The sequence below is a fragment of the Rouxiella silvae genome (assembly GCF_002093625.1).
Classification (GTDB): domain Bacteria; phylum Pseudomonadota; class Gammaproteobacteria; order Enterobacterales; family Enterobacteriaceae; genus Rouxiella; species Rouxiella silvae.
The window spans coordinates 14,683-37,268 of record NZ_MRWD01000057.1 but is presented as its reverse complement, the minus strand read 5'-3'; the positions used below and the strand labels follow the sequence as shown (position 1 = coordinate 37,268).

Genomic DNA, 22,586 nt, shown 5'->3' with positions numbered 1-22,586 from the left:
AATTCATTTTAATTTAAAAATCAGACCTGCATCTTGTAATAAAAATAATACACAAGAAGAATGGTAACCTTTAGGACAATTCTCATCTTGAACAATTAATGCGGATCGATTATTTGTAAAGGCAATGTCAAGATTTAGTAAACGATGAAGTCCATTTATCTCGAACTTTCTACAGAGATTTTATTTCTCCGCAGTAGTGCGGTAGCTATGCCTGAAGGATGCTATTTTCTATGGAACGCGTCGTCATTGCTCACACGTCTCTCGGCAGTGGATTGTTATTTAAATCCATGACCGGCAGAGAAATATTATCCGGCTGTTATGAATTCAACATTGAATTATTGAGTACTGACAATTCAATTGATATCAAAGGACTATTAGGCCAGCCATTGTCGCTGGAATTGCGGCCAAATCCGTTTACGACTCGCTATCTGAGCGGCATTATTACGCGAATGGATTTTGTGGGTCATGAACCGCATCTTGAGCAATATTACGTCTACCGAGCAACGGTTCGCCCGAACTTGTGGTACTTGACGCAAAACTATGGTTTTCGTATTTGGGAGAACAAATCGGTCAAAGAAATTATCACCACACTGCTCGGTGAATTTAATATCACATTCGAAGATAAACTCAGCGGCACTTATCGTGTCTGGGAATACTGCGTTCAGTATCAGGAGTCGGTATTCGAATTTATCAGCCGTTTGATGGAACATGAAGGGATGTATTTTTACTTTAAACATCAAATGGATAGCCAAACATTGGTGTTGGCCGATTCCCCTGCGGCACACGAACCTTTTACCGGCTACTCTACCATTGAATATCATCAGGCCAGCAGCGGACTCTATGTCAATGAAGAGAGCATTGATACTTGGCACGTCACTGAATCTATCAGCCCAAGCATGTATCGACATGATGATTATAACTACTTGAAATCAGACGCCGACCTCTCTTCTACTGGTCAAATAAGCCAATCGCAGGCAGGTAACACGGCTACGCGCCTTGAATGGCCGGGGCAATATACCGAAGCCGCTGATGGTGCCCAATATACGCAGATTAGACAGCAGGAATATATCGCCCTTCAGGCTAAAACTTATGCCGAGGGTGATGCATTTGGTTTGGCACCGGGTTACACCTTCACGCTGTTGAAAGCCCCGCGCACCCGCGATGAAGGTAAGGAGTTTTTGATAACCGAGGTGAGCTATACGCTGACCGAAAACAGCTATACCACCAATGACGAAGACATCAACGAGCACCGCTTTGTATTTTCAGTCATACCGGCCACCGTTAATTACCGCTCTCAGCGCTCAACGTCCTGGCCGCGCACCAGTGGTCCACAAACGGCGATGGTGGTTAAGGATCCTAGTACGGGTGATGAAACCATTTCAACCGACCAATACGGTCGAGTCAAAGTGAAGTTTCTCTGGTACAAGCCTGAAAACGAGCAGGAGCTTTACTCCTGCTGGCTGCGCGTTTCGAGCGCGTGGGCGGGAAACCAGTACGGAAATTATCAGGTTCCACGCGTTGGCGAAGAGGTGATTGTCGATTTTATTAACGGCGATCCTCATGCACCGTTAATTACTGGTCGCGTTTTCAATAATTTACGCACGCTGCCAATCGCCGTGACCTCTAGCGACGGCACCGAAGCCGTCGCCGGTGAATGGTCAGAAACAAAATCAGGCATCTGGAGCCGTACCAAGGGCAGCACAGAAGTCACCAACGGCAGTTATCTGTATTTCGACGATGCCGCCGGGGAAGAAACCTTGGATCTGCATTCGCAGAAAAAACTTAACGTCTCTGCCAAGGACGACGTAAAACTCTATTCGGCCTCCACCAGCGATGAGGCAATCAAAATTTGGTCCCCGGGCAAAATTGAGATCACCAGTGACGATACCGTCTCGGTAAAAGCGCCGACCACCAACCATAGTTCACGCGGATCATATTGGGTAACAACCGGCGCCAGTTTCTCCGCCACCGGCATTGGCCTATCGGTCAATGGCCTCAACGGTACGATTAATGCAATTTCATCGGTGAGCGCAACAACCAGCGATTTCGGTGTTAAGGGTGTCGCAATGGGTTTCACCTATCTGTCACGCACCAAAACAATTGTCGATTACAAGTCCGACACTAAGCGCTTTACCCAAGTCCCGTTTTATCAGATTCGCACCATGCTGATGTCGATTAATTCAGGTGCCATGCCGGCAGAGGGTGAATCATCGGCACTGACTGAAATTCAGTCAAAAATTAAAGATCTCAAAGACAAACAAGCTTACCGCAAAGACAAAACCAAGCTTGATAAAAGGGACGCGCGCAAGAAAGACAGCGATGCTGAAACCAAATTCAAAGACGAAGGCGGTCAGGCCACCAAGCCCGAATCGCCACCTGCCGAACCCGAACCGGGCCCTGCGGGTCCGAAAGGAGACCAAGGTGACAAAGGTGATAAAGGCGATAAAGGTGACAAAGGCGATAAAGGTGACAAAGGCGATAAAGGTGACAAAGGCGACCAAGGTGACCAAGGTGATAAGGGCGACAAAGGTGACAAAGGCGACCAAGGTGATAAGGGCGACAAAGGTGACAAAGGCGACCAAGGTGATAAGGGCGACAAAGGTAACAAAGGAAATAAGGGCAACAAAGGTACTCGGGGAAATAGATAGCGCTATTTCTTGCTCTGGTTAACCCGCACCTTGCAGGTCATTTATGAAAATTATAAAACCTTTGCGTCTGGGATTGATTCAACGTCCCTACCGCTGGCAGCGTCAGCATCATTTGGGAATTTCCGTTTTAGCCCTGGCTGATATGAGCGCCAGTCCTAAGCTGCGGCCGGATCAAGAGCTGTGGCAGCTTGCTGCGCAAGAGCTGAAGTCTTGCGGGGGCGTGTTGGATTATGGCTTACCCAAGTCTAACGCCGAGTTTTTGGCGACCGGTTTTGCCTGGCCTGACGCGAAAATGGCTGATAAAAATCAGTCAATCGCTCGGATACAACTGGGTGAACTGAGCAAGGCACTCCACGTCAGCGGCGACCGTTACTGGCAGGATGATAAAGCCTCGGCACCTCAACCGTTCGAGCATATTCCTATTGACTGGTCCCATACTTTTGGCGGTCTGGCTTATGCAGAAAACCCGCTGCGCCTGCCTAACGTGGAGCCTGTTCCGTGCCTTATTCAGCATCCGCAAGACACGCCCACTCCCGCCAGCTTCGATGCACTGCCGCTTTCTGAACCTCGGCGTGCAAGGCTGATGGGGCAACAGTATGACGAGGAGTGGCAGCAGCACGAGTATCCAGGTTTTGCTCGCGACACTGACTGGCGAGCTTTTAACAACGCCGAGAGCGATCAGTGGTTTGAAGAGTCAGAGCTTGCGGTTGGCGCAGCCTGGTCGATTGAAAATATGCATCCACAGTATCCTCGGCTGGAAGGAAATCTGCCACTGTGGCAAGCGCGCTGCTTTATGCAACGCCAACGCCGTGACGAGGTACTGTTTGAGGAAATTACTCTGCGCCATACCACGGTGCATTTCTTTCCACATCGGCAACAAATGGTGTTGATTTGGCACGGCAGTGCACGGATCAATCAAGACGATGCCGCCGATGTGCTGACTGTTATGCCTGCTTTGGAGCAGCGCGGACAGTCGCGTTCACTCAATCACTATCGCAAGGTATTGCAACAGCGCACCGAGGCTGAGCATGCGATTCTGTTGAGCTACCGTGAAAAGGACTTATTACCCGAAAGCGCTATCGGCGCTTGGGGAGACATGGAGTTGCCGCTGCAGCACAGCCCAATGAAAGACAATATTCTCAATCGTGAAAATGTTTTTAGGGAACAACAGCGTGACAGACTGGCGCAGCAAGGTTTGGATATCGACCAATTAGTGCCGGTTTCGCAAAAGCCTGGGCCCAAACCCGATGAAGACTTATACGATTACATCATGCGCCAGGAGCATGAAGCCGAAGAGAGCCAGCGGCGTCTTCAGTCCTTTTATGATGAAGCACTCGACCGCGCCGAGGATGTGCTTCCTGATCATAAAGATCTGCCAAGCGGTGCCGAAAACTACCACCATCAGCACCAGGTGCTGCAAAAGAATCGTTTACTGCTCGACGTTAGCGATAAAAAAATGGCGCAGAGTGAAGCGGCTATTTATCAGACTTACCTACTGTCGGCACAGCATCAAAACGCACCGAAACGCCCGCTGCCCGTGGAGTCACTGGCGTTGCGCCAGCGAGTGCAAGCCATAATGGACGATGATGGCGACTTCAGCGGAGAGGATTTTACCGCCGCTGACCTTTCAGGTATGAACTTACGCGGCGCTGACTTTTCTTCGGCACTGCTTGAGAACGTTGACTTTAGCCACTGTCTGCTTGATGAGGCCGATTTTCGCCATGCTGTGCTGGTGCGGGTTGAAATGCATCAAACCTCGCTGAAATCAGCGCTGTTTGATGGTGCAAATCTTTCGCTGGCGCAGTGTATTGGCACTGACTTCTCAGGCGCAAGTTTGCAAGACATTCAGTGTGAAGATGCCCTCCTTGAACACTGCATTTTCGACCGCGCGTTGCTCCATGATTTGATGATTAATAAAGCCACACTGTCCCACTGTCGCTTTCATGAGGCAGAAATAAATCAGTGCCTGTTTATGCAGTTAACGCTCGACGAGCTTGATTTTAGCGGCGCAACGCTGAAACAAACCTCGTTTGTGGAGTGCGAAATCAGCGGGTTGAATCTGCAAAAAACCACGCTCAGCGGCGTCACATTGGTGACTTGCACGGCGCCAAAGGTCAATTTTCACGCGGCTCGGCTGACTCAATGCGCCTTCGTCTCGGACACTACGCTGATTGCGGCCAATTTTCGCCAGGCACGGTTGGCCGAATGCAACCTGCGTCAACTCGTCCTGACCGAGAGCAATTTTTATCAGGCGAATCTGCACAACTGCGACTTTAGCGAAGCGTCTCTGCACAACGCCAAAATGCAGTGGGTGACGGCGAACGAGTGCCTGTTTATTCGTACTGATTTTCTCGGTGCAGCGTTGACCGGCAGCACGCTGATTGGCGCCTTAATGCAAAAAAGTATTCTCACCCACTGCGATCTGCGCGGCTGTAACCTGTTTCGCGCAGATCTGTCGCAGTCGGTCAGCGAAGGCGGCACCCTGTTTGATGATGCCTATACCGATGGCATGAAAACGCTGCCGCGCCGCGACAAGGAGCAGGTATGAAGCTTTACAGCGCAGAGAGCCTGGTGCGTGCCATCAAGCAAGGAGAGATTATCCAAAATGCTCAGTTGGACGCACTTTCGCTCTCTGGGCTTGATCTCTCGGGTGGCTGTTTTATCGAAGTCAATTTTAACGCGGCCAATTTCAGCGGCTGTAATTTGCACGATACGCAGTTTAGCGAGTGCACGTTAAACGGCGCCGTTTTTAGCGCGGCGAACTTGGTCGAAACGCTGTTTAACCAGTGCAGTATGACGGGCGCGAACTTTGCTGACTGCGTGTTTCAGGACTGTTTGTTTAACCAATGCCAGCTTGAAGAAGGCGATTTTGATTCCACTATCCACTTAAATACTCAGTTCAACGACGGCTCACTTGAGGAGAGCCGCTTTAGCTTTGCCAGCCTCGAGAAAAGCGGATTTATTGATACGTCTGTGCTTGGGGCCGATTTTAGCGACGTTGACTGTCAGCACGGCACCCTGATGAATCTGGATCTTCGCACCACTATTCTGCGCGACAGTACGTTTTCACGCAGCGTATTCTTTCGCTGTGATCATCGTGAAAACGCTTACAGCGGACAGGACTTCACCGGCTGCCAGTTTACCGAGAACAAACTCGACCTGGTTGATTTCTCTCGCGCCACGCTGGTCCAGTGCAACTTTAGTCAGGCCTCATTGCAACAGGCAAATTTGTGTGACGTTAACGCCGCGCAGGCCCTGTTTCCCGGTGCCAATCTCAGCGAAGCCCGGTGCCAGCGGGGACAATTTAACCAGGCTGTCTTTTCCGCCGCCGTGCTAACCGGCAGTGACTTTAGCGGTGCCCATTTATTTCAGACAGTCATGCAAAACTGCCAGGCAAGCGGAGCGCGCTTTAATCACTGCGAACTGGGCAACAGCGATTTTTCAAACGCTGACGTCAGCAAGGCCGATTTTCGCGATGCCCATTTCATTCGCAGCCGCTTTCACCGCGCCCAGCAGGACGATGCACAGTTCTCCTCACGCAGCGGCATTATTGAAAAAGATGAAGCCCTTTTTGCCGCACAGGACTGGCGCAGTAGCCGTGCGTCCAACAACATCACAAGGTAATTGCCATGAGTCTTGCCGTTAAACAACCTTTTGTCTCCCCTGTCCTGCCGGCCCAAACCTCAGGACAAGTGCGGGAGATAAAGCCCGATGGTTCGGTGCTGGTGCACAGCGAAGGACGTGGGTGGATCTGCCAGCGTGCCGCAAGCTGTCTGCTCACTCCGCAAATCGACGACAGCGTGCTGCTTGCCAACTGCGACCAACAGATTTGGCTACTGGCAATATTGACCCGTGCCAGCACGCTGCAACCGGCGGTGATAAGCGTTGAAGGCTCACTGCACATTTCACCTTCCGATACGCTGTCGCTGACCAGTCGTCAGTTTGTTCTCAACGCCGACGAGGGCGAGTGTCAGGTCGGCAATATGAACTACCGGGGCAAAACTCTTTCCGCTTGGGTCAACGTCAGCCGTGTGATGGGAAAATGCTGTGAAACTGTGTGGCAAAGCATGACTCAAATCAGCCACCGTCTGCTGCGAAAAACCACTCAGCTTGAGCAAGTGCGTGCGGGCCAGCTCGACGTCAAGGTCGAACAATTTACCCGAATGCACGCACATACCACACTCATCTCCAGCAAAACGCTGACCAAGATCGATGCCAAACAGATACATATGGGCTGAAATTTGGCTCGGAGAATCCAGACACTCCCCCGTTTTAGCAGCACAGGAGTCCTTATGTTTGCCAACTGTCAGTGTGGCGGTACCGACCAGGCACTGCCCGACGTCTGTAAAACCCCGGTACCCGTCACTTTTACCAACATTGCTCTGGGCAGCACCGCGATACCGCTTGCCAACAACATTCTGATCGAAAACATGCCCGCACATAATCTGATGACCGTCACGCCTATCACCAACGGTGACGAAGCGGGGACCGACGGCGGCGTCATATCCAGTACCTTCATGGGGCCCTCACGCCACACGACTGGCTCGGTTACCGTGCTAATACAGGGTTCACCGATCACCCGCATGACCAGTACAACACTGCAAAATTCGACCAATGCCGTCGGCGCGCGCATTACGCCAAGTCAGCACATTTTAATGATTCTCGCTACCTGAAACCGAAAGGCTACACATTAATGTAAGAGAGGGATTTTTGAAAAAAATTATAGGACTGTCTTTACTCTTCGCGCTGGCAGGTTGCCAGGCAACCAAACCGCCGGCACCCACCGACGATACTATTATCAGCAGCAAAATCAACGGCATGACGTTAACTTATCGTCACATTGTTCAACCCCCAACCGCTTTTACACCGCTCAATCTCGACTACCGAACGCTGTACACCACCTCGGTGATGAGCAGTCCAGGCTATGAAGGCAAATTAATTAAATATCTCAGCAATGGCGAACACATTGAGGTGTTAGGTATTGCCGAAAGCGACTGGCTGGCCGTTTCCGACCGAGCGGATAATCAACTTATTGGCTATACGCCGCTTAAATCGGCGGTGAAAAGTGATCTTTACGACGGTGTTGTGGCCCAGCATCGACCGCGCATGGCGCAAAAGCAGTGTGTGAAGGTTGACGGAGGAAGTCAGGCCTGCCGTCAGGGAAGCTCGGCCACCTGGGTGATTAAATAGTTTCTGGGGCGATAATGATGATCAAACTTTCGATGGCTGCCCGCTTGGGCAGTGCGCTGCTGCCCATGCTGTTGGCAAGTTGCATGTCATCTTCGCACGAGGTGCCCGCCAATTATCGGCTGCAAATGGACACCTCTGCGGCCACCAATGCCGGTGCCCCACTCAAAGTTCGTGTGCTCCTGCTTAAATCCGATGCCGACTTTATGTCTGCCGATTTTTACTCACTGCAAACTCAGGCTACCGGCCTGCTGGGCAGCAACCTGCTCGACACCCGTCAGTTCTTCCTGACGCAGGGCCAACCGAGTCACACGCTAACCGGTGAACCCCCGTTGGATGCACACTATTTGGGCATTATCGCCGAGTATCAAAATATAGACGGCAAAAAGTGGCGTCTTTCTGTGCCGCTACCTCAGCCCAAGAACACCAACTTCTATAAATTCTGGCAAATCTCGGCCGATGAAATGAAGGCGCACATTATTGCCACCCGCGATGGCTTGAGCTTTCAGCAAGAAAAAAACTAATCCTGATTGATGGAAGGTCGAATGAAAACAGCAGACAAGGTGATATGGACCGAAGGGATGTTTTTGCGTCCCCATCATTTTCAGCAATCAGAACGCTGGCTTGAGACCTACAGCCGCAGCTGGGGGAAAATTCAGACACCTTATTACTGGGGATTCATGTCACTTGAGCTTGACGCTTCGCTGCTACAGCAGGGCAAACTGGCTATCAATACCGCTACTGGCATCATGCCCGACGGCACTCCTTTTACCATTACCGGTGCCGAAAATGGCCCCACGCCGCTGGCGCTGCCCGATAACCAGAACGACGTCAAAGTGGTTCTGGCCTTGCCGGAGTGCCGCAGTGGTCGTAATGAAGTGATTTTTAGTGAGTCGGCGGACTCACTGGCGCGCTGGGTGACCTTTGAAAATGAGGTCGATGACCTGAACGCCTCATCCGTGGGCACCGCGGCCATGCAGTTTGGAAAACTGCGCTTTAGTTTGATGTTAGAAAGCGACCTGAATGCAGAATGGACAGCCATTGGCGTGACGCGCATCAGCGGACGCCACACCGATCGCGCCTTGAAACTCGACCCCCAGTTTATTCCCCCGGTGCTAAATACTCAGGCCGCACCGCAGATAACCGCCTTTATTAATGATTTACACGGCGTGCTCAACCAACGCAGCGAACAAATGAGCCAGCGGTTGCAGCAGGCCGGTCGGGGTGGGAATTCGGAAATGATCGACTTTATGCTGCTGGCGCTGATCAATCGTCATATTGGGCAAATTGCGCACGACCGCCATCTGCCGCAGTTGCACCCCGAGCGCCTGTTCAGCGAATGGCTACAGTTTGCCACCGAACTTTCTACCTGGTCGGCAACCCGTACGCCAGGCGACACGCTGCCGGTTTATGACCATGACAATTTGGCCTGGAGTTTTGGCAAGTTAATGATTCATCTGCGTCAGGGTCTGTCGTTAATCATGGAAGAGAATGCGCAGCAGTTAACGCTGACCGAACGCTCACACGGGCTGTTTGTCGCCACCGTTTCCGATATCAACATGATCCGCGAGCTCGGCTTTGTGCTGGCGGTGCGTGCCGACGTGTCCAGTGAAACGTTGATGACTCACTTCCCGGCGCAGATGAAAATTGCCCCAGTGACCCGCATCCGTGACCTGGTTCAGCTTCAACTGCCGGGGATTACGCTGCGCGCTATGCCTGCCGCGCCGCGCCAGATCCCATGGCACGCCGGCTATCTCTATTTTGAGTTGGAAAAAAGCGGCGATCTCTGGCGGCAAATGGAAAAATCCGAAGCTTTTGCCCTGCATCTGGCCGGTGATTTTCCCGGACTGGACATGCAACTTTGGGCTCTGCGCAACCTGCGCGTCTGAATAGGACTTCCACACTTTCATGACACAGCCAAACGCTCTAACAAACGGTTCGGACACCGACACCGCCGCATCGCTTAATTCGGGTATCAATCCCCTGGTCTCGGTGGCAAATCCGCTGCTTAACGCGATCCCGCATATTCGTCATTCGGCCACCCACGACAGCCCCGACACCCTGCGCAACCAGCTGATTGACGAGGTGCGACGGTTCGAAGTGCGCTGCCAGCAGGCGCGCCTGCCGTATGAAGTGATTATTGGTGCCCGCTATTGCTTGTGCACCGCTATCGATGAGGCGGCTTCGCTTACCCCTTGGGGTAGCCGTAACGTATGGCCGCGCAGCGGTTTACTGGTCACCTTCCACAATGAAACCTGGGGCGGCGAAAAGTTTTTTCAGCTGCTGGCCAAGCTTTCACAAAATCCGCAAGAGCATATTTACCTGCTTGAACTGATCAATGTCTGCCTACTGCTGGGCTTTGAGGGGCGCTATCGGATCCTGGAAAACGGTCGCTCCCAACTTGAAACCATGAAACAGCGCCTGCTACAGGTGATCCGTACGGTACGCGGCGGCTATGCGCCACCGCTGTCTGGGCAGCCGACCGACGAACCGGTGCAGCAAAAACTCTGGCGACCGCTTATCCCAGTTTGGGCCTGGGCGGCGCTGATGGCGCTTATCGGCTGCCTGTTTTACATCGGCCTGAATCTGCGGCTTGGGCAGTTTACCAGCCCGGTACTCTCGGCTATTTATCAAATTAATCTGCCACAAATTGATGTCCCGCATCCGGTGAAATCTTTGGAAACGCCGCTCGATTTGCGCCGATTTTTGAGTAAAGAGATTGCACAAGGGCTGGTTACCGTACGTGACGAGTCAGATAAGAGCGTGGTCATTCTGCGTGGAGATGGCCTATTTGATTCTGCCTCAACCAATGCCCGCGAGCGCTATCTGCCGGTGATTGAACGCATTGCACAGGCAATGGACAACGTCAGCGGGCAAATTCTTATCACCGGTTACACCGACAACGTGCCGATTAAAAGCCACCGTTTCAGCTCTAACTATGAGCTTTCACTGGCGCGTGCGCAGTCGATTCAGCAGTTGCTGGGGGATCACCTTAGCAACCCGAGCCGCATTCGCGCCGAGGGGCGAGGTGAAAATGACCCCATCGTGCCCAACACCACGGCAGACAACCGCGCCCGCAATCGCCGGGTAGAAATCACGCTGATGGTGGCACCAAAACAAACTCAGACCGAACTGAATAGTTTGCGATAAGGAAATTTCCCGCAATGTTGAGAACTTTATTATCCATTATCACCAGCAGGCTATTGTGGGGTTTTGTCGGCATTACGGCGATTTGCGTCATAGTTTGGACCGTGGGTCCGCTGGTCTCAATTGGCGATTACCGTCCACTGGAGTCCGAATTCAATCGCTTTGCCGCCGTACTGGTGCTGTATCTGCTGTGGTTAAGCTTTCGCCTGGTGCCGCGCCTTTGGCGTTCTTGGCAGAACCGTCGATTGGTCAGAAGAATTGAGTCAAGTAACAAGGCGCCTGAGGAAGCGGCACCGGTTGAAGACAATCCTGAACAAAAACGGCTTGCCGAACGTTTTAATGAAGCGACCCAATTACTGAAAAAAGCGCGTTTTATCGATCCAAAAGCGCGTAAATGGCCGATGTGGATGCAGTATTTCAGCCGCCAATACCTCTATCAGCTGCCGTGGTACATCATCATTGGCGCACCGGGCGCCGGTAAAACAACGGCGCTGGTCAACTCTGGCCTGCACTTCCCTCTGGCCGAACGCTTTGGTAAAACGGCGCTGCGCGGCGTAGGCGGAACCCGCAACTGTGACTGGTGGTTTACCGACGAGGCCATTTTGCTCGACACCGCCGGTCGCTACACCACGCAGGAAAGCCAGCACGAACAAGACGCGGGCGAGTGGCGCAGCTTTATGTCGCTGCTTAAAAAATACCGCGCGCGGCAGCCGATTAACGGCGTGATGGTCACTATCAGCGTAGCCGACTTGCTCACCGAGTCGGAACAGGCACGCCATGCGCAGGCCACAGCGCTCCGTCAACGGCTGCTCGAACTGCACGACCAGTTAGGAATTCAATTTCCGGTTTACATCATGGTCACCAAAACTGACCTGCTTAAGGGCTTCACCGCCTACTTTTCCGAGTTTAATAAAGAACAGCGCGACCAGATTTGGGGCGTTACCTGGCCGTGGCGCGACATTGAGTTAAATCTCCCGCAGGCGTTAGACCTGCAATTTTCCCGTCTGCATCAGCGCCTAAACGACGGTCTGCCTGACATCATGATTGTTGAGCAAGACAGCCAAAAGCGCGCCGAAAGCTACCTGTTCCCGCAGGAGTTTTTGTCATTGCAGCCGGTGTTGAAGCAGTATCTCAGCGTGCTGTTTGCCGGTTCAGGATTTGAACGGCCACTGCGCCCACGCGGCGTTTACTTTACCAGCGCAACGCAGGAAGGCCTGCCGTTTGACCGAGTAATGGCCCAGCTCAATCGCGCCCTTAACCTGCCTCCGCTGGCAAGCGATATCCGCGGCAATGACTGGCAGAATCTTGATGCTGAGAATCCTATTCCCGCTGCGCACGGCCGGAGTTTCTTTCTGCAAGGGCTGCTGAAAACGGTGATTTTTCAGGAGTCAGGACTGGCCGGCAGCAATCGTTGGTGGGAAGTGCGCAACCGCCTGATTAACTGGGTGGGATACGGCGTGGTGACCATGCTGTTACTGATTGCTGTGGCCTGGTGGCTGTTAAGCTATCACCACAACAAACAGTATCTTATCGAGGTGCAGGCCAAGGTTTCGCCAGTAGAAACTCAAAGCGCAGCGCTGCCGCCGCTGAGCCAGAGCGATATCTACACGCTACAGCCGCTATTGAGCAGTTTGGTACATCTGCCGGAAACGCCGAAAATCGACGTCAATTCCCCGCCCTTTTCTTGGCAGGCAGGGCTTTATCGCGGTGACCCGGTGATCGACGCCTCGCAATCGCTGTATCAAAAAGCCCTCAAACAGCTGCTGTTGCCGATTGTCGCCCAGCAAGTCACCGGCTGGCTGCGTAGCGACGACGGCAGCGATGTGGATTACAGCTATGAGGCGCTGAAAGCCTACCAAATGCTGTACAGGCCAAAACAGTACGACGGCAAGCTGCTGCGTACCTGGATTATGCTTAATCTCCAGCGCCAACTGCCCGCGGGTGTCACGCAGGAGCAGTTGAAACAGATTGATTACCACTTGGGACAGTTGCTGGACGAGCAGATCAACACCTCCCCCTTTGAACGTGATGATGCGCTGATACTGCGCGAGCAAAACGTCATTAACCGCGCACCGGTTGCACAGCGCGTTTATGGCCGACTCAAGCGCCTGCTGCTGTCCAATGACGCTGGAATCGTTACGCTGGTTGACCTCGGTGGACCTCAAACCGAACTGGCTTTCTCACGCAAGAGCGGCCAACCCATCACCAGCGGCATTCCTATGCTGTTTACGCCGAAGGGTTATTGGGATGGCTTTAATAAAAGCATCGACAGCGTGACCGCCAGCATTCGTCAGGATGACGTCTGGGTGCTCAATCGCCAGGGCGACTCGGTGGGGCAAAAAGAGATGGAAGACACCGTGCGCCGTCTTTACATGGACGACTTTATCGCCCACTGGGACGCGCTGCTTGGTGATATTCAGCTTAATCATATTGCAGACCTCAGCCAGCGCATCAACACGGCACGCATGCTGTCTGGTCGCACCTCGCCGATGCGTAACCTGATGATTAACGTTAGCCGCAATGTCACGCTGGAGCGGGCCGAAAAGAAAAGCACTCAGGGGATGATTGAAAAAGGCAGTGCCATGTTTACTAACACCGCCACACAAACACTGCAGGCGTTGTTTCGCGCTAAAAAGGCCGCCCAAGAGGGTAACCTGGAGGATCCCGAGCAGCGTGTGATGGCTCACTTTGCGCCGATTATCGAGCAAGCACAGTTCACCGATGAGAAAAGCAAAACCATTCCTTTCGACGAGCAGCTCAAAGACATTGACGATCTGTATAGCTATCTCACGGCGGTGCAAGATGCTTCTAACAGCGGCATGCAGGCGCCCTCGGGCGACGTAATTTCAAGAATGCAGGCCGATGCTGGTCGAGAGCCGGAACCGTTTCGCTCCATGCTGCTCTCACTGGCGGTCGGTGCCAGCAGCGACACACAGCGCCGCGACATGGCGAATGTGCAAAAACGCAGCAGCGTCGAGGTGGGCAGCTTCTGCCGCCAGGCGATCGCCGGTCGCTATCCGCTGGTACACAGCGCGTCGGTTGATATTACGCCCGACGATCTGGCCCGTATGTTTGCACCCGGAACTGGCCTGATGGACACTTTTTTTCGCGAGAATCTGGCCAATAAGGTTGACACCACGCATGCCAACTGGCGGTTTGCACCGGGCGTAGACGGTAAAAGCCTGCCGGGCAGCGAATCAGTTTTACGCCCCTTTCAGCAGGCGCAGGTCATTCGCGACGCCTTCTTTGCCAACGGTTCAACCACCCCGTCGTATCGGGTCACCATCACGCCGGTCAGCATGGATAACAACATTCTTAACCTGACGCTGGACGTTGACGGACAACTCTTGCGCTACAGCCACGGCCCACAAACGCCACAGGTGGTCAGTTGGCCGGGTCCTGGACAAACTGGACAGGTGCGAATGCAGCTCGGGTTAACCGACGGCACCACGGATACGCTCTCGACTTCCGGCCCGTGGGCGCTCAATCGCCTGTTCGACAAGGCCAGATTGTCACCGGGCAACACCAGCCTCAGTCATCTGGCGAGATTCAGCGTCGGCGGGCGACAGGTGGTGCTGGAATACACCGCAAGCAGCATTCGTAATCCCCTCCAGCTTCCGGGCTTTAGCTGCCCCTAAAGCCTGAAAGGAAACAAGATGACGCAACCCATTTCATCCGACAGGCTCGTGCCCGGCTGGTACGGAAAGCTTCCCGGTAACGGCGACTTTTTGCGTCGCCGCCTGCCGGATGTGTTAGTCAACAGCTGGTCACACTGGTTTCAGTCCGGCATAGCCTGGCAGAAACAGCAGCCCACCACCGGCGTGCCAGTCACTCAGTTTGCGATGGCTCCGGTGTGGAATTTTATTGTTCCGGCGACGCTAGGCGGGCAGTGCATCCAAATGGGATGCCTACTACCTGCCCAAGACAGAGTCGGGAGACAGTATCCCATCTGCGCCATGAACCTGCTTACGCGAGAAGAATGGCATCCCTTGCAGCTCAGAACTGCCGGTCTGTGGTATCGCCAGTTGGGCATGACGCTCAATGCGGCGGTTAACCAGCGCAGCACTGCCGACCAGCTCGATAGGTCATTGCTAACGATGCTGCCGCTTGAAAAGCCTGACACTCGTCAGCTTTCGGATATTTTAGACGTCATTGGCTATCGCGATATACCCAGCACGCTCAACTGGCCGCAGGTTGAGGACTATTTCAATCCGTCACAGTACACCAGTTTTTGGTGGACTAACCAAAGTGACGGCAGCCCGCTGTTTACCCACGTTCACAGCGGCAATTTCACCACGCGTCTTTTTTCTCTGCTGTTTCAGTCGGCAAACGCCAGACACACCGGGCACAACGGCCTTTATCCGCCGATGTTTGAATAACGCCCCTCACTTCACGTTTACAGGCAGGTCTGTGGATGAATATCGAACCCCTGCTGGCACCCGTCAGCGATGAGCATCCCTGCGGGGAAAATCTGGAATACGACGCCGAATTTATGGCTTTTGAACGGTCCTGCGAGGGGAAGGCCGAGCAACAGTTCGGCAAAACGATTATCCCCGCCGAAGCGGCGGACTGGCGGCTGGTAGAGAAGCAGGGTCAGGCGCTACTGATGCGAACCAAGGATTTGCGCATCATTTTGCCCCTCACCGAAGCCTGGACCCATCTCAATGGGCTTGAGGGCTTTGATGCCGGGCTGCGATTGCTGACCGGCATCAGCGAAAAATATTGGCCGACGCTGTATCCGGAGCTGGAGTTTGACGGAGAAGCGGATCCGCTGCTGCGCATCAACGCGCTGGCCAGCCTGAGTGAACAATCGTCGCTGATGGCGGCGCTGCGTCAGGCAAAATTATTCAAAAGCGCCAGCGGTGAGATAAGTTTTCGCGACGCCAGCGCCCTGATTGACGGCAGTAAAAGCGAGTGCGCCAGTTACCCCGGCGGCCTGACGCGACTGCTGCAAGAGTTGTCCGACGGTGAAAATGACGCCGTACAGCTATTGATCAGTATCGACAGCCGTTTGAATCAGCTGCATCACGACGTAACCGTGCAATTTGGCGAAAGTGGCATGCCAGACTTGTCAGTACTTTTTAGAAACCTCTCGGCACTTTTACAAGCTTATCGTCAGCAAATTCAGCAGGCGCAGGACCTGCATGCTGCCCAGCTGTCAACGGCTGAAAGTGCGCAACCGGTGTCTGCGGCTGCGCAGATAAAGCCCCCCGAGACCGACTGGCGTCAGGTGCAACTGACCTCAAAAGAGGATGCCCAACTGATGCTGGAAAAGGTTAAACAGTATTTTCGTCACTACGAGCCCAGCCATCCGGCACCGATGATGCTCGAGCGCGTCGAGCGACTTATCCAGCTCGATTTTCTGGAAATTATTCGTGAACTGGCACCCGATGCCGTCAATCAGCTGAAAGGCGTTTTAGGTCGTACAGACGCATAAATTCAGCCTTGCAGCCAAATTTTAAAACGCAGTGCATTTACTTGATGGAGATACCCGATGGCCAATTTTTCCGGCATAAAGAAAGCCCGCAGCGGGCAGAAATTCATTGCCCGCAACCGTGCACCGCGCGTGCAAATAGAGTATGACGTTGAAATTTACGGGTCCGAACGAAAAATCCAGATCCCGTTTGTCATGGGCGTGATGGCAGACCTGGTGGGCCAATCGCAACAGGACCAGATGCCGATTGAGGAGCGCAAGTTTCTTGAAATCGACATCGACAATTTTGACGAGCGTATGAAGTCTTTGCAGCCACATATCGCCTACCACGTGGATAACACCTTAACGGGTCAAGGGATGTTGGGCGTCGACCTGACGTTTAACAGCATGGAAGATTTTTCACCCGACGCGATCGTTCGCCGCGTTGAGCCTCTTGACCAATTGCTTGATGCCCGCACCCAGCTGTCAAACTTGCTCTCCTACATGGACGGTAAAAATGGCGCTGAAGAGTTGATTTCAGAAATCCTCAAAAACCCAACCCTGCTTAAATCGCTAACCACCGCCGCTAAACCGGCGGATAAGGTCGTAGACGAGAGCAGCTCGGAGAAAAATCATGAGTAATTCATCAACCCAGTCCCTCGAGCAGCAAACCTCGCAAGCGGGTTTTTCACAGGATGAATTCAGTGCGTTGCTGAATAAAGAGTTCAAACCCAAGACTGACTCCGCCCGTGAAGCCATTGAAAACGCGGTTAAAACGCTCGCCGAGCAGGCGCTGCAAAACACCGTGCCGGTGTCTACCGACGCCTACCGTACGATTCAGGCGCTAATCGCTGAAATAGATCTCAAGCTTTCGCAGCAGGTGAATCAGATAATGCACCACGAGTCTTTCCAGAAACTCGAAGGCGCGTGGCGTGGGCTGCACTATTTGGTCCACAATACTGAAACGGATGAGATGCTGAAAATTCGCGTCATGAATATCAGCAAGAAAGAACTGGGGCGCAATCTAAAACGCCATAAAGGCATCGGCTGGGATCAGGGACCGCTGTTTAAGAAAGTGTATGAAGAAGAGTATGGTCAGTTTGGCGGCGAGCCGTTTGGCTGTCTGATTGGTGATTACTACTTCGACCACAGCCCACAGGATGTTGAAATGCTGGGTGAAATGGCCAAGATTAGCGCGGCGGCGCACTGTCCATTTATTGCTGGTGCTTCGCCGAACGCGCTACAAATGGAAAGCTGGCAGGAGTTGGCCAACCCGCGCGACCTGACCAAAATATTCCAGAATACCGAATATGCCGCGTGGCGAACGCTGCGCGAAACCGAAGATACGCGCTACCTGGGTCTGGTAATGCCGCGTTTCCTTTCGCGCCTGCCGTATGGGATCCGCACCAATCCGGTCGACAGTTTTGACTTTGAAGAAGACACCGAAGGGGCCACGCATAAAAATTACACCTGGGCCAATTCGGCCTACGCCATGGGTGCCAACATCAACCGCTCCTTTAAAGAGTTTGGCTGGTGCACGTCGATTCGCGGCGTAGAGTCTGGTGGTTCGGTTGAGAATCTTCCCTGCCACGTATTTCCGAGCGACGACGGCGGCGTAGACATGAAATGTCCGACCGAAATCGCCATCAGCGATCGCCGTGAGGCCGAGTTAGCCAAAAACGGTTTTATTCCGTTAATCCACCGTAAAAACTCCGACTTTGCCGCCTTTATCGGTGCCCAGTCGCTGCAAAAGCCGGAAGAGTATTACGACGCGGATGCCAGCGCCAACGCTCAACTCGCGGCACGACTGCCTTACCTGTTCGCCTGCTGCCGCTTCGCGCACTATTTGAAGTGTATCGTGCGCGACAAAATTGGTTCTTTCCATGAGCGTCAGGACATGGAGCGCTGGTTAAACGAGTGGATCGTTCACTACGTTGACGGTGACCCAGCAAACTCCTCGCAGCAAACAAAATCGCGTAAGCCACTGGCCGATGCACAAATCCAGGTCGAAGAGATTGAAGATAATCCGGGTTACTACTCGGCAAAATTCTTCTTGCGTCCGCACTACCAGCTTGAAGGGCTGACGGTTTCATTACGCTTGGTATCAAAACTGCCTTCGCTTAAACAAAAGCAGGCTTAACGGTTCGTTTTTTTCACTTCCATGCCCCCCTTTTTTATCAATCGTTTATACATTTAATAATGATGGAGTTTCCCTATTATGGCTATTTCAATGTTCTTGCAGGTTAGCGGCGTTACCGGCGAATCAAAAGATTCAAACCACACCGGATGGTCAGATATTTTATCTTTCTCGTGGGGAGCTAATCAGCCCAATAACATGAACGTCGGCGGCGGCGGCGGTGCAGGTAAAGTTTACTTCAACGACTTGCACGTCAATGCGCTGATCGACAAAGCCACGCCAAGCCTGATGAAATACTGTGCCAACGGCGAGCATATTCCCACTATCACCCTTTCCGTGTGCAAAGCCGGGGGCAACCAGGTCGAATATACCCAAATCGTTCTGACCCAGGTTCTGGTGACCGCCGTACAGTATATTGGCGCTCACACTGACGACACGGTCGGCATTAATTATTCGTTCCAGGCCGCCTCGGTCAAGAGCGAATACTGGGTACAGCTGGACACCGGTGGTCAGGGTGCTTCCACCGAATTCACCTGGGACATCAAACAGAACACCGGTTCTTAATTTCCCCCTCCCTCCTAGCCTTCCCCCGGTCAAAAAGCGGGGGAAGGCTGTGTTGTTCCACTGCCTCAGGTTGCGACTATGCGATTTACTCTCGTAAAAAGTAAAAATGGCGTTCAGCCACCACAAACCAGCTGCGACTTTGCCCCGCCTGGCGGCACGATTGGTCGCAGCGAGGACAATAATTTCACTCTACCCGATGAAAACCGTGCTATTTCACGTTTGCAGGCGCTGGTGCATATTTCAGCTGAGGGTGAATGTCGCCTGACTAACCGTGGCAATGTAATTAATGTCGAATTTAACGGTATCCCACTCGAACGAGGCCGTCAGGTTGAACTACAGGATGGCGATCAGCTCGGCATTGGCGATTATTTAATTGCCGTTTCCTCGTTACACCAGAATACGGCCCCACACGCCGAGTCCGTAAAAAACCCAAATCCGCTGCCGTCAAACCTCTCATCCACCGCGACAGCCAACGTTCCCGGAGAAATATGGGACAGTCTGGCCGATGAGTTTTCGGTTGCCAGCACGGCTGAAACACCAGACCACGCGGCGGTTCAAGCGCACAAAGCCTCGGATAATCCGCTTACCGAATTAGCCCGTGAGGAGCTGAATCCCACCGATCCTCTCTCACAGGTCCAAAATCCTGCCAGCTTGCATCAACTCAATAAACGGGAAACTGACCCAACGCGCCTGTTTACCGCAGACAGCCCGTTTGAGCAGGAACATATTCTTAAAAATTCGACGCCAAGCACGCTACTGACGCACGAGGCCTTGCCGACGCAATCCGGCCCCGTGCAACAGCAGGAGATAGACCCGCTAGCGCTGTTCGGCGGCGCATCTTCATCTGCTGAAAACAGCGACCCGTTTGGATTGATGGTCGATAATGCGCAGCCGCTTACGCCGCCCGAGCATTTTCAGGCCGCACCCGCCGAGCCGGAACCTCTCCCACCGCCGCAGATAAAACCGCAACCGGCGGCGGTTGAAAAAATTGATGAAGCCCCGCTCATCCCGCTGCCGGTGCAAGAGCCGTCTCCCGCGCCGGAAGAGAAAATCGCGCCGCAGCCGTCTCTTTCCGCCGGCCGTATGAGCATCGATCCGGTTTCGTATCAGCGCCAGCCCGCCCGTCAAAAAAGTCACGATAATGCCATGCTGGAGGGCAACCTGCTGCAAGGCCTACTGGAAGGTATTGGCCTCAACGAGATGCATAATCAGCCGGAATTTGGCGAAGAGCAGCTGCGTCTGCTGGGGCAAGTGGTCAGTCTTTTTTCACAAGGCACGGTAGCGCTGCTGTCATCGCGCTCCATGCTTAAACGGGGTGTGAAAGCAGAAATGACGATGATTCTCGACGAAGCCAATAACCCGTTCAAACTGCTGCCGTCGGGGAAAACAGTACTCATGCAGATGTTTGGCACCCAAATGCCCGGATTTATGCAGCCAGAACAGGCGGTGCGTGACGCATTGATTGATTTACAGGCCCACCAGCTCGGTATGATCGCCGGCATTAGGGCGATTATTGCCGCCATGTTGCAGTCGTTTAACCCTGAATTACTGGAAATCAGGGCGCGAGAAGAAGGCCAACTGCCGCGTATGGCGCTGTCGACCAAGCGAAAAGCGGCGCTGTGGGACTATTTCATAAAGAATTATCAAAAAACGTCGGGAGAAATTGAGGATGATTTTCACACCCTGTTTGGTGAAGCCTTCCTGCACGCCTATGACGTTGAAGTGGATCAATACAAAGACCTGCAAACCAAACAGGGAAAATAATGAATATTACTTTTGCATCAACGACTAATCAGGGCATTCGCGACAGCAATCAAGACTGTATTGGCGAAGTGGTGGGCGATCGCTCGGCCTGCTTCGTGGTGTGTGATGGCATTGCCGGCATTCCCGGTGGAGACGTGGCGGCCAAAATAGCCTGCGATACGCTGATTCAACACTTTAAGGGCGAAGATCATCTTGATGCGCAGCACATTCCTCAGCACATCGGCCGCGCCAATCAGGCCATTCTTAATGCACAGCGGCAAAATGACGCGCTCAAAAACATGGGCACCACGTTGGTCAGCCTGTTTATTGACCGAGACTATCGGCTTTCCTATTGGGCCCACGCCGGTGACAGCCGACTTTATGCCTTTCGCCGTGGGTATCTGATAGAGCACACTCGCGACCACAGTCTGGTGCAGCAGATGAAAGACGCCGGTTATCAGACGCAGGGAGTAAACAGTAATCTGCTCTATTTTGCTTTGGGCATGAACGAACAGCGCGAAGCCAGCTACAGCGATGTGCTTGCCCTTGAGGATGGCGACGTTTTTTTACTGTGTACCGATGGATTCTGGCACGACCTCAGCACCGATGAAATGGAACAGACCCTGCGCATGGTGAATTCGCCCCGAGAATGGCTAGTGCTGATGCTTGAAATCCTCAAGCGTTCTGAAAAGAAAGACAATTTCAGCGCCGTTGCCGTTTGGGTGGGCAATCCTCAAGACACGACCCTGCTGCATTCGCTGAGCAACGCGCAGCGCATTTTGTTCGCCCCTGAAAAATAGGCGAGAGAAATTATGAAAGTATGGATTTGGCCCTTGTGCCTGCTCGGGCTGTCTTCTGCGGCTTGGGGGCAGGATTATCGCATTGCCTGGTCGCCCAGCACTAAACAGGCGGCCTACCTCGACGACGTTAAAAGCCCGCTCGCCAGCAGTTGGTGCGCGCCTGCGCTGCCGCTGCGCGTGGTGAGTCAAAAAAAGTTTGATGCAGCCGCGCTGGAAGATTTTCTGCCCGCCGTCGGTGAGCTGATGCATAAAGAGTGCCGCAGGCTAATAACCCTTCATTGGCAGGCTGTGGATGCCAAAGGGCAGCTTCAGCAGAAAGGCACTGCGCTGAGTAAAAATGGCTGGAAGGTTGTTGCCGACCAAGAGAAAACCATCGTCTTGGCCCCTGAGAACACTGCGCCCGCGCCTGCCGCCCTGCCTTCTCCCGAGATGGCCGACACCACGCCGGTCAGCGTCTTCGACACGCCCGACGCCTGTCATTTTCGAACCTATTGGGGCAATGCGTCGTCCGCACAGTTTTTCCCCAGCGGGCAAAAAATGCTGCACTGCGACACGCAAAAATGGCTCAACGGCAGTGCCGAGCCGCTGCTGTACGTTAGCGGCTATCCGCTGCTTGATTTGCCCGCCGATGCACAACAAAAGATGATGTCAGTGGTCAGCGCCAACAATCAACGGCTGATCCTCGCCAATGCCGCGGCAAGCAATAGCTGGCTTATCTTACCCTTCGACAGCGCTGTCCGTGCGTGGCGTTTCAAAGGCAAAATGGCCATTCAAGGTCAGGCGGGTACAGACAGTCCGTCGCTGAAAACCCTGAGTCAACAGTGGGGATTAACCGGCACGAGCATCCCGCTCAACGCAGTGACTGTTGAAAAGCTTCATCCTGAATGGCGCAATCCCGCTGCCGACACGCTGGCCAAGGCGGATTCAACCGACGGTAAATAATCCGC

18 protein-coding genes are annotated in these 22,586 nt (G+C 53.3%); all 18 read left to right on the top strand.

Going from position 1 to position 22,586, the window contains the following annotated elements; genetic code table 11:
- The first annotated feature begins 230 nt into the window (after nucleotides 1-230).
- The 18 genes from BS639_RS19920 (at nucleotide 231) to BS639_RS19835 (ending at nucleotide 22,581) form a co-directional block, all read left to right on the top strand.
- Nucleotides 231-2,648 carry a type VI secretion system Vgr family protein gene (locus tag BS639_RS19920; RefSeq protein WP_158086944.1) on the top strand — a complete coding sequence of 806 codons (2,418 nt, stop codon included), beginning with the start codon at nucleotides 231-233 and terminating at the stop codon, nucleotides 2,646-2,648.
- Nucleotides 2,649-2,691: 43 nt separating this feature from the next.
- Nucleotides 2,692-5,196 carry a DUF2169 family type VI secretion system accessory protein gene (locus BS639_RS19915; RefSeq protein WP_084984115.1) on the top strand — a complete coding sequence of 835 codons (2,505 nt, stop codon included), beginning with the start codon at nucleotides 2,692-2,694 and terminating at the stop codon, nucleotides 5,194-5,196.
- Nucleotides 5,193-6,272 carry a pentapeptide repeat-containing protein gene (locus BS639_RS19910; RefSeq protein ID WP_084984114.1) on the top strand — a complete coding sequence of 360 codons (1,080 nt, stop codon included), beginning with the start codon at nucleotides 5,193-5,195 and terminating at the stop codon, nucleotides 6,270-6,272. Before BS639_RS19915 ends, BS639_RS19910 begins: the two co-directional genes overlap by 4 nt.
- A 5-nt stretch (nucleotides 6,273-6,277) precedes the next feature.
- Nucleotides 6,278-6,886 (top strand): DUF3540 domain-containing protein, encoded by a 609-nt coding sequence (locus tag BS639_RS19905; RefSeq protein WP_084984113.1) that lies wholly within the window; start codon nucleotides 6,278-6,280, stop codon nucleotides 6,884-6,886.
- Nucleotides 6,887-6,940: 54 nt separating this feature from the next.
- Nucleotides 6,941-7,321 carry a DUF4150 domain-containing protein gene (locus BS639_RS19900; protein WP_055771328.1) on the top strand — a complete coding sequence of 127 codons (381 nt, stop codon included), beginning with the start codon at nucleotides 6,941-6,943 and terminating at the stop codon, nucleotides 7,319-7,321.
- A gap of 37 nt (nucleotides 7,322-7,358) precedes the next feature.
- Nucleotides 7,359-7,838: a hypothetical protein gene (locus BS639_RS19895; RefSeq protein WP_055771325.1), complete on the top strand. Its 480-nt coding sequence runs from the start codon at nucleotides 7,359-7,361 to the stop codon at nucleotides 7,836-7,838.
- Nucleotides 7,839-7,855: 17 nt separating this feature from the next.
- Nucleotides 7,856-8,359: a type VI secretion system lipoprotein TssJ gene (tssJ, locus tag BS639_RS19890; protein WP_084984117.1), complete on the top strand. Its 504-nt coding sequence runs from the start codon at nucleotides 7,856-7,858 to the stop codon at nucleotides 8,357-8,359.
- Nucleotides 8,360-8,380: 21 nt separating this feature from the next.
- Nucleotides 8,381-9,724 carry a type VI secretion system baseplate subunit TssK gene (gene tssK / locus BS639_RS19885; protein WP_084984112.1) on the top strand — a complete coding sequence of 448 codons (1,344 nt, stop codon included), beginning with the start codon at nucleotides 8,381-8,383 and terminating at the stop codon, nucleotides 9,722-9,724.
- Between the two features lie 19 nt (nucleotides 9,725-9,743).
- On the top strand, nucleotides 9,744-10,985 hold the full coding sequence (locus BS639_RS19880; RefSeq protein WP_084984111.1) for a DotU family type VI secretion system protein: 1,242 nt from the start codon (nucleotides 9,744-9,746) through the stop codon (nucleotides 10,983-10,985).
- 14 nt (nucleotides 10,986-10,999) lie between these two features.
- Nucleotides 11,000-14,620 carry a type VI secretion system membrane subunit TssM gene (gene tssM / locus BS639_RS19875; RefSeq protein ID WP_084984110.1) on the top strand — a complete coding sequence of 1,207 codons (3,621 nt, stop codon included), beginning with the start codon at nucleotides 11,000-11,002 and terminating at the stop codon, nucleotides 14,618-14,620.
- Between the two features lie 18 nt (nucleotides 14,621-14,638).
- On the top strand, nucleotides 14,639-15,361 hold the full coding sequence (tagF, locus tag BS639_RS19870) for a type VI secretion system-associated protein TagF (RefSeq protein ID WP_055771313.1): 723 nt from the start codon (nucleotides 14,639-14,641) through the stop codon (nucleotides 15,359-15,361).
- 35 nt (nucleotides 15,362-15,396) lie between these two features.
- Nucleotides 15,397-16,419, top strand: coding sequence for a type VI secretion system protein TssA (gene tssA / locus BS639_RS19865; protein ID WP_084984109.1), 1,023 nt, complete (start codon nucleotides 15,397-15,399; stop codon nucleotides 16,417-16,419).
- A gap of 57 nt (nucleotides 16,420-16,476) precedes the next feature.
- Nucleotides 16,477-17,037 (top strand): type VI secretion system contractile sheath small subunit, encoded by a 561-nt coding sequence (gene tssB / locus BS639_RS19860; RefSeq protein WP_055771307.1) that lies wholly within the window; start codon nucleotides 16,477-16,479, stop codon nucleotides 17,035-17,037.
- Nucleotides 17,030-18,535: a type VI secretion system contractile sheath large subunit gene (tssC, locus tag BS639_RS19855; protein WP_055771304.1), complete on the top strand. Its 1,506-nt coding sequence runs from the start codon at nucleotides 17,030-17,032 to the stop codon at nucleotides 18,533-18,535. Before tssB ends, tssC begins: the two co-directional genes overlap by 8 nt.
- A gap of 78 nt (nucleotides 18,536-18,613) precedes the next feature.
- Nucleotides 18,614-19,096, top strand: a complete 483-nt coding sequence (locus BS639_RS19850) for an Hcp family type VI secretion system effector (RefSeq protein WP_055771301.1) — start codon at nucleotides 18,614-18,616, stop codon at nucleotides 19,094-19,096.
- A gap of 78 nt (nucleotides 19,097-19,174) precedes the next feature.
- Nucleotides 19,175-20,860, top strand: coding sequence for a type VI secretion system-associated FHA domain protein TagH (gene tagH, locus BS639_RS19845; RefSeq protein WP_084984108.1), 1,686 nt, complete (start codon nucleotides 19,175-19,177; stop codon nucleotides 20,858-20,860).
- Nucleotides 20,860-21,639: a PP2C family protein-serine/threonine phosphatase gene (locus BS639_RS19840; RefSeq protein ID WP_055771295.1), complete on the top strand. Its 780-nt coding sequence runs from the start codon at nucleotides 20,860-20,862 to the stop codon at nucleotides 21,637-21,639. Before tagH ends, BS639_RS19840 begins: the two co-directional genes overlap by 1 nt.
- 12 nt (nucleotides 21,640-21,651) lie before the next feature.
- Nucleotides 21,652-22,581: a hypothetical protein gene (locus BS639_RS19835; RefSeq protein ID WP_084984107.1), complete on the top strand. Its 930-nt coding sequence runs from the start codon at nucleotides 21,652-21,654 to the stop codon at nucleotides 22,579-22,581.
- Nucleotides 22,582-22,586: the final 5 nt, after the last annotated feature.

What these genes read in the sequence shown, in the direction of transcription:
- BS639_RS19850 (WP_055771301.1), top strand. Translation starts at nt 18,614, where the DNA reads ATGGCTATTTCAATGTTCTTGCAGGTTAGCGGCGTTACCGGCGAATCA.
- tssC (WP_055771304.1), top strand. Translation starts at nt 17,030, where the DNA reads ATGAGTAATTCATCAACCCAGTCCCTCGAGCAGCAAACCTCGCAAGCG.
- tssJ (WP_084984117.1), top strand. Translation starts at nt 7,856, where the DNA reads ATGATCAAACTTTCGATGGCTGCCCGCTTGGGCAGTGCGCTGCTGCCC.
- BS639_RS19840 (WP_055771295.1), top strand. Translation starts at nt 20,860, where the DNA reads ATGAATATTACTTTTGCATCAACGACTAATCAGGGCATTCGCGACAGC.
- BS639_RS19905 (WP_084984113.1), top strand. Translation starts at nt 6,278, where the DNA reads ATGAGTCTTGCCGTTAAACAACCTTTTGTCTCCCCTGTCCTGCCGGCC.
- BS639_RS19920 (WP_158086944.1), top strand. Translation starts at nt 231, where the DNA reads ATGGAACGCGTCGTCATTGCTCACACGTCTCTCGGCAGTGGATTGTTA.
- tssB (WP_055771307.1), top strand. Translation starts at nt 16,477, where the DNA reads ATGGCCAATTTTTCCGGCATAAAGAAAGCCCGCAGCGGGCAGAAATTC.
- tagH (WP_084984108.1), top strand. Translation starts at nt 19,175, where the DNA reads ATGCGATTTACTCTCGTAAAAAGTAAAAATGGCGTTCAGCCACCACAA.
- BS639_RS19900 (WP_055771328.1), top strand. Translation starts at nt 6,941, where the DNA reads ATGTTTGCCAACTGTCAGTGTGGCGGTACCGACCAGGCACTGCCCGAC.
- BS639_RS19910 (WP_084984114.1), top strand. Translation starts at nt 5,193, where the DNA reads ATGAAGCTTTACAGCGCAGAGAGCCTGGTGCGTGCCATCAAGCAAGGA.
- BS639_RS19835 (WP_084984107.1), top strand. Translation starts at nt 21,652, where the DNA reads ATGAAAGTATGGATTTGGCCCTTGTGCCTGCTCGGGCTGTCTTCTGCG.
- tssK (WP_084984112.1), top strand. Translation starts at nt 8,381, where the DNA reads ATGAAAACAGCAGACAAGGTGATATGGACCGAAGGGATGTTTTTGCGT.
- tssM (WP_084984110.1), top strand. Translation starts at nt 11,000, where the DNA reads ATGTTGAGAACTTTATTATCCATTATCACCAGCAGGCTATTGTGGGGT.
- BS639_RS19880 (WP_084984111.1), top strand. Translation starts at nt 9,744, where the DNA reads ATGACACAGCCAAACGCTCTAACAAACGGTTCGGACACCGACACCGCC.
- tssA (WP_084984109.1), top strand. Translation starts at nt 15,397, where the DNA reads ATGAATATCGAACCCCTGCTGGCACCCGTCAGCGATGAGCATCCCTGC.
- BS639_RS19915 (WP_084984115.1), top strand. Translation starts at nt 2,692, where the DNA reads ATGAAAATTATAAAACCTTTGCGTCTGGGATTGATTCAACGTCCCTAC.
- tagF (WP_055771313.1), top strand. Translation starts at nt 14,639, where the DNA reads ATGACGCAACCCATTTCATCCGACAGGCTCGTGCCCGGCTGGTACGGA.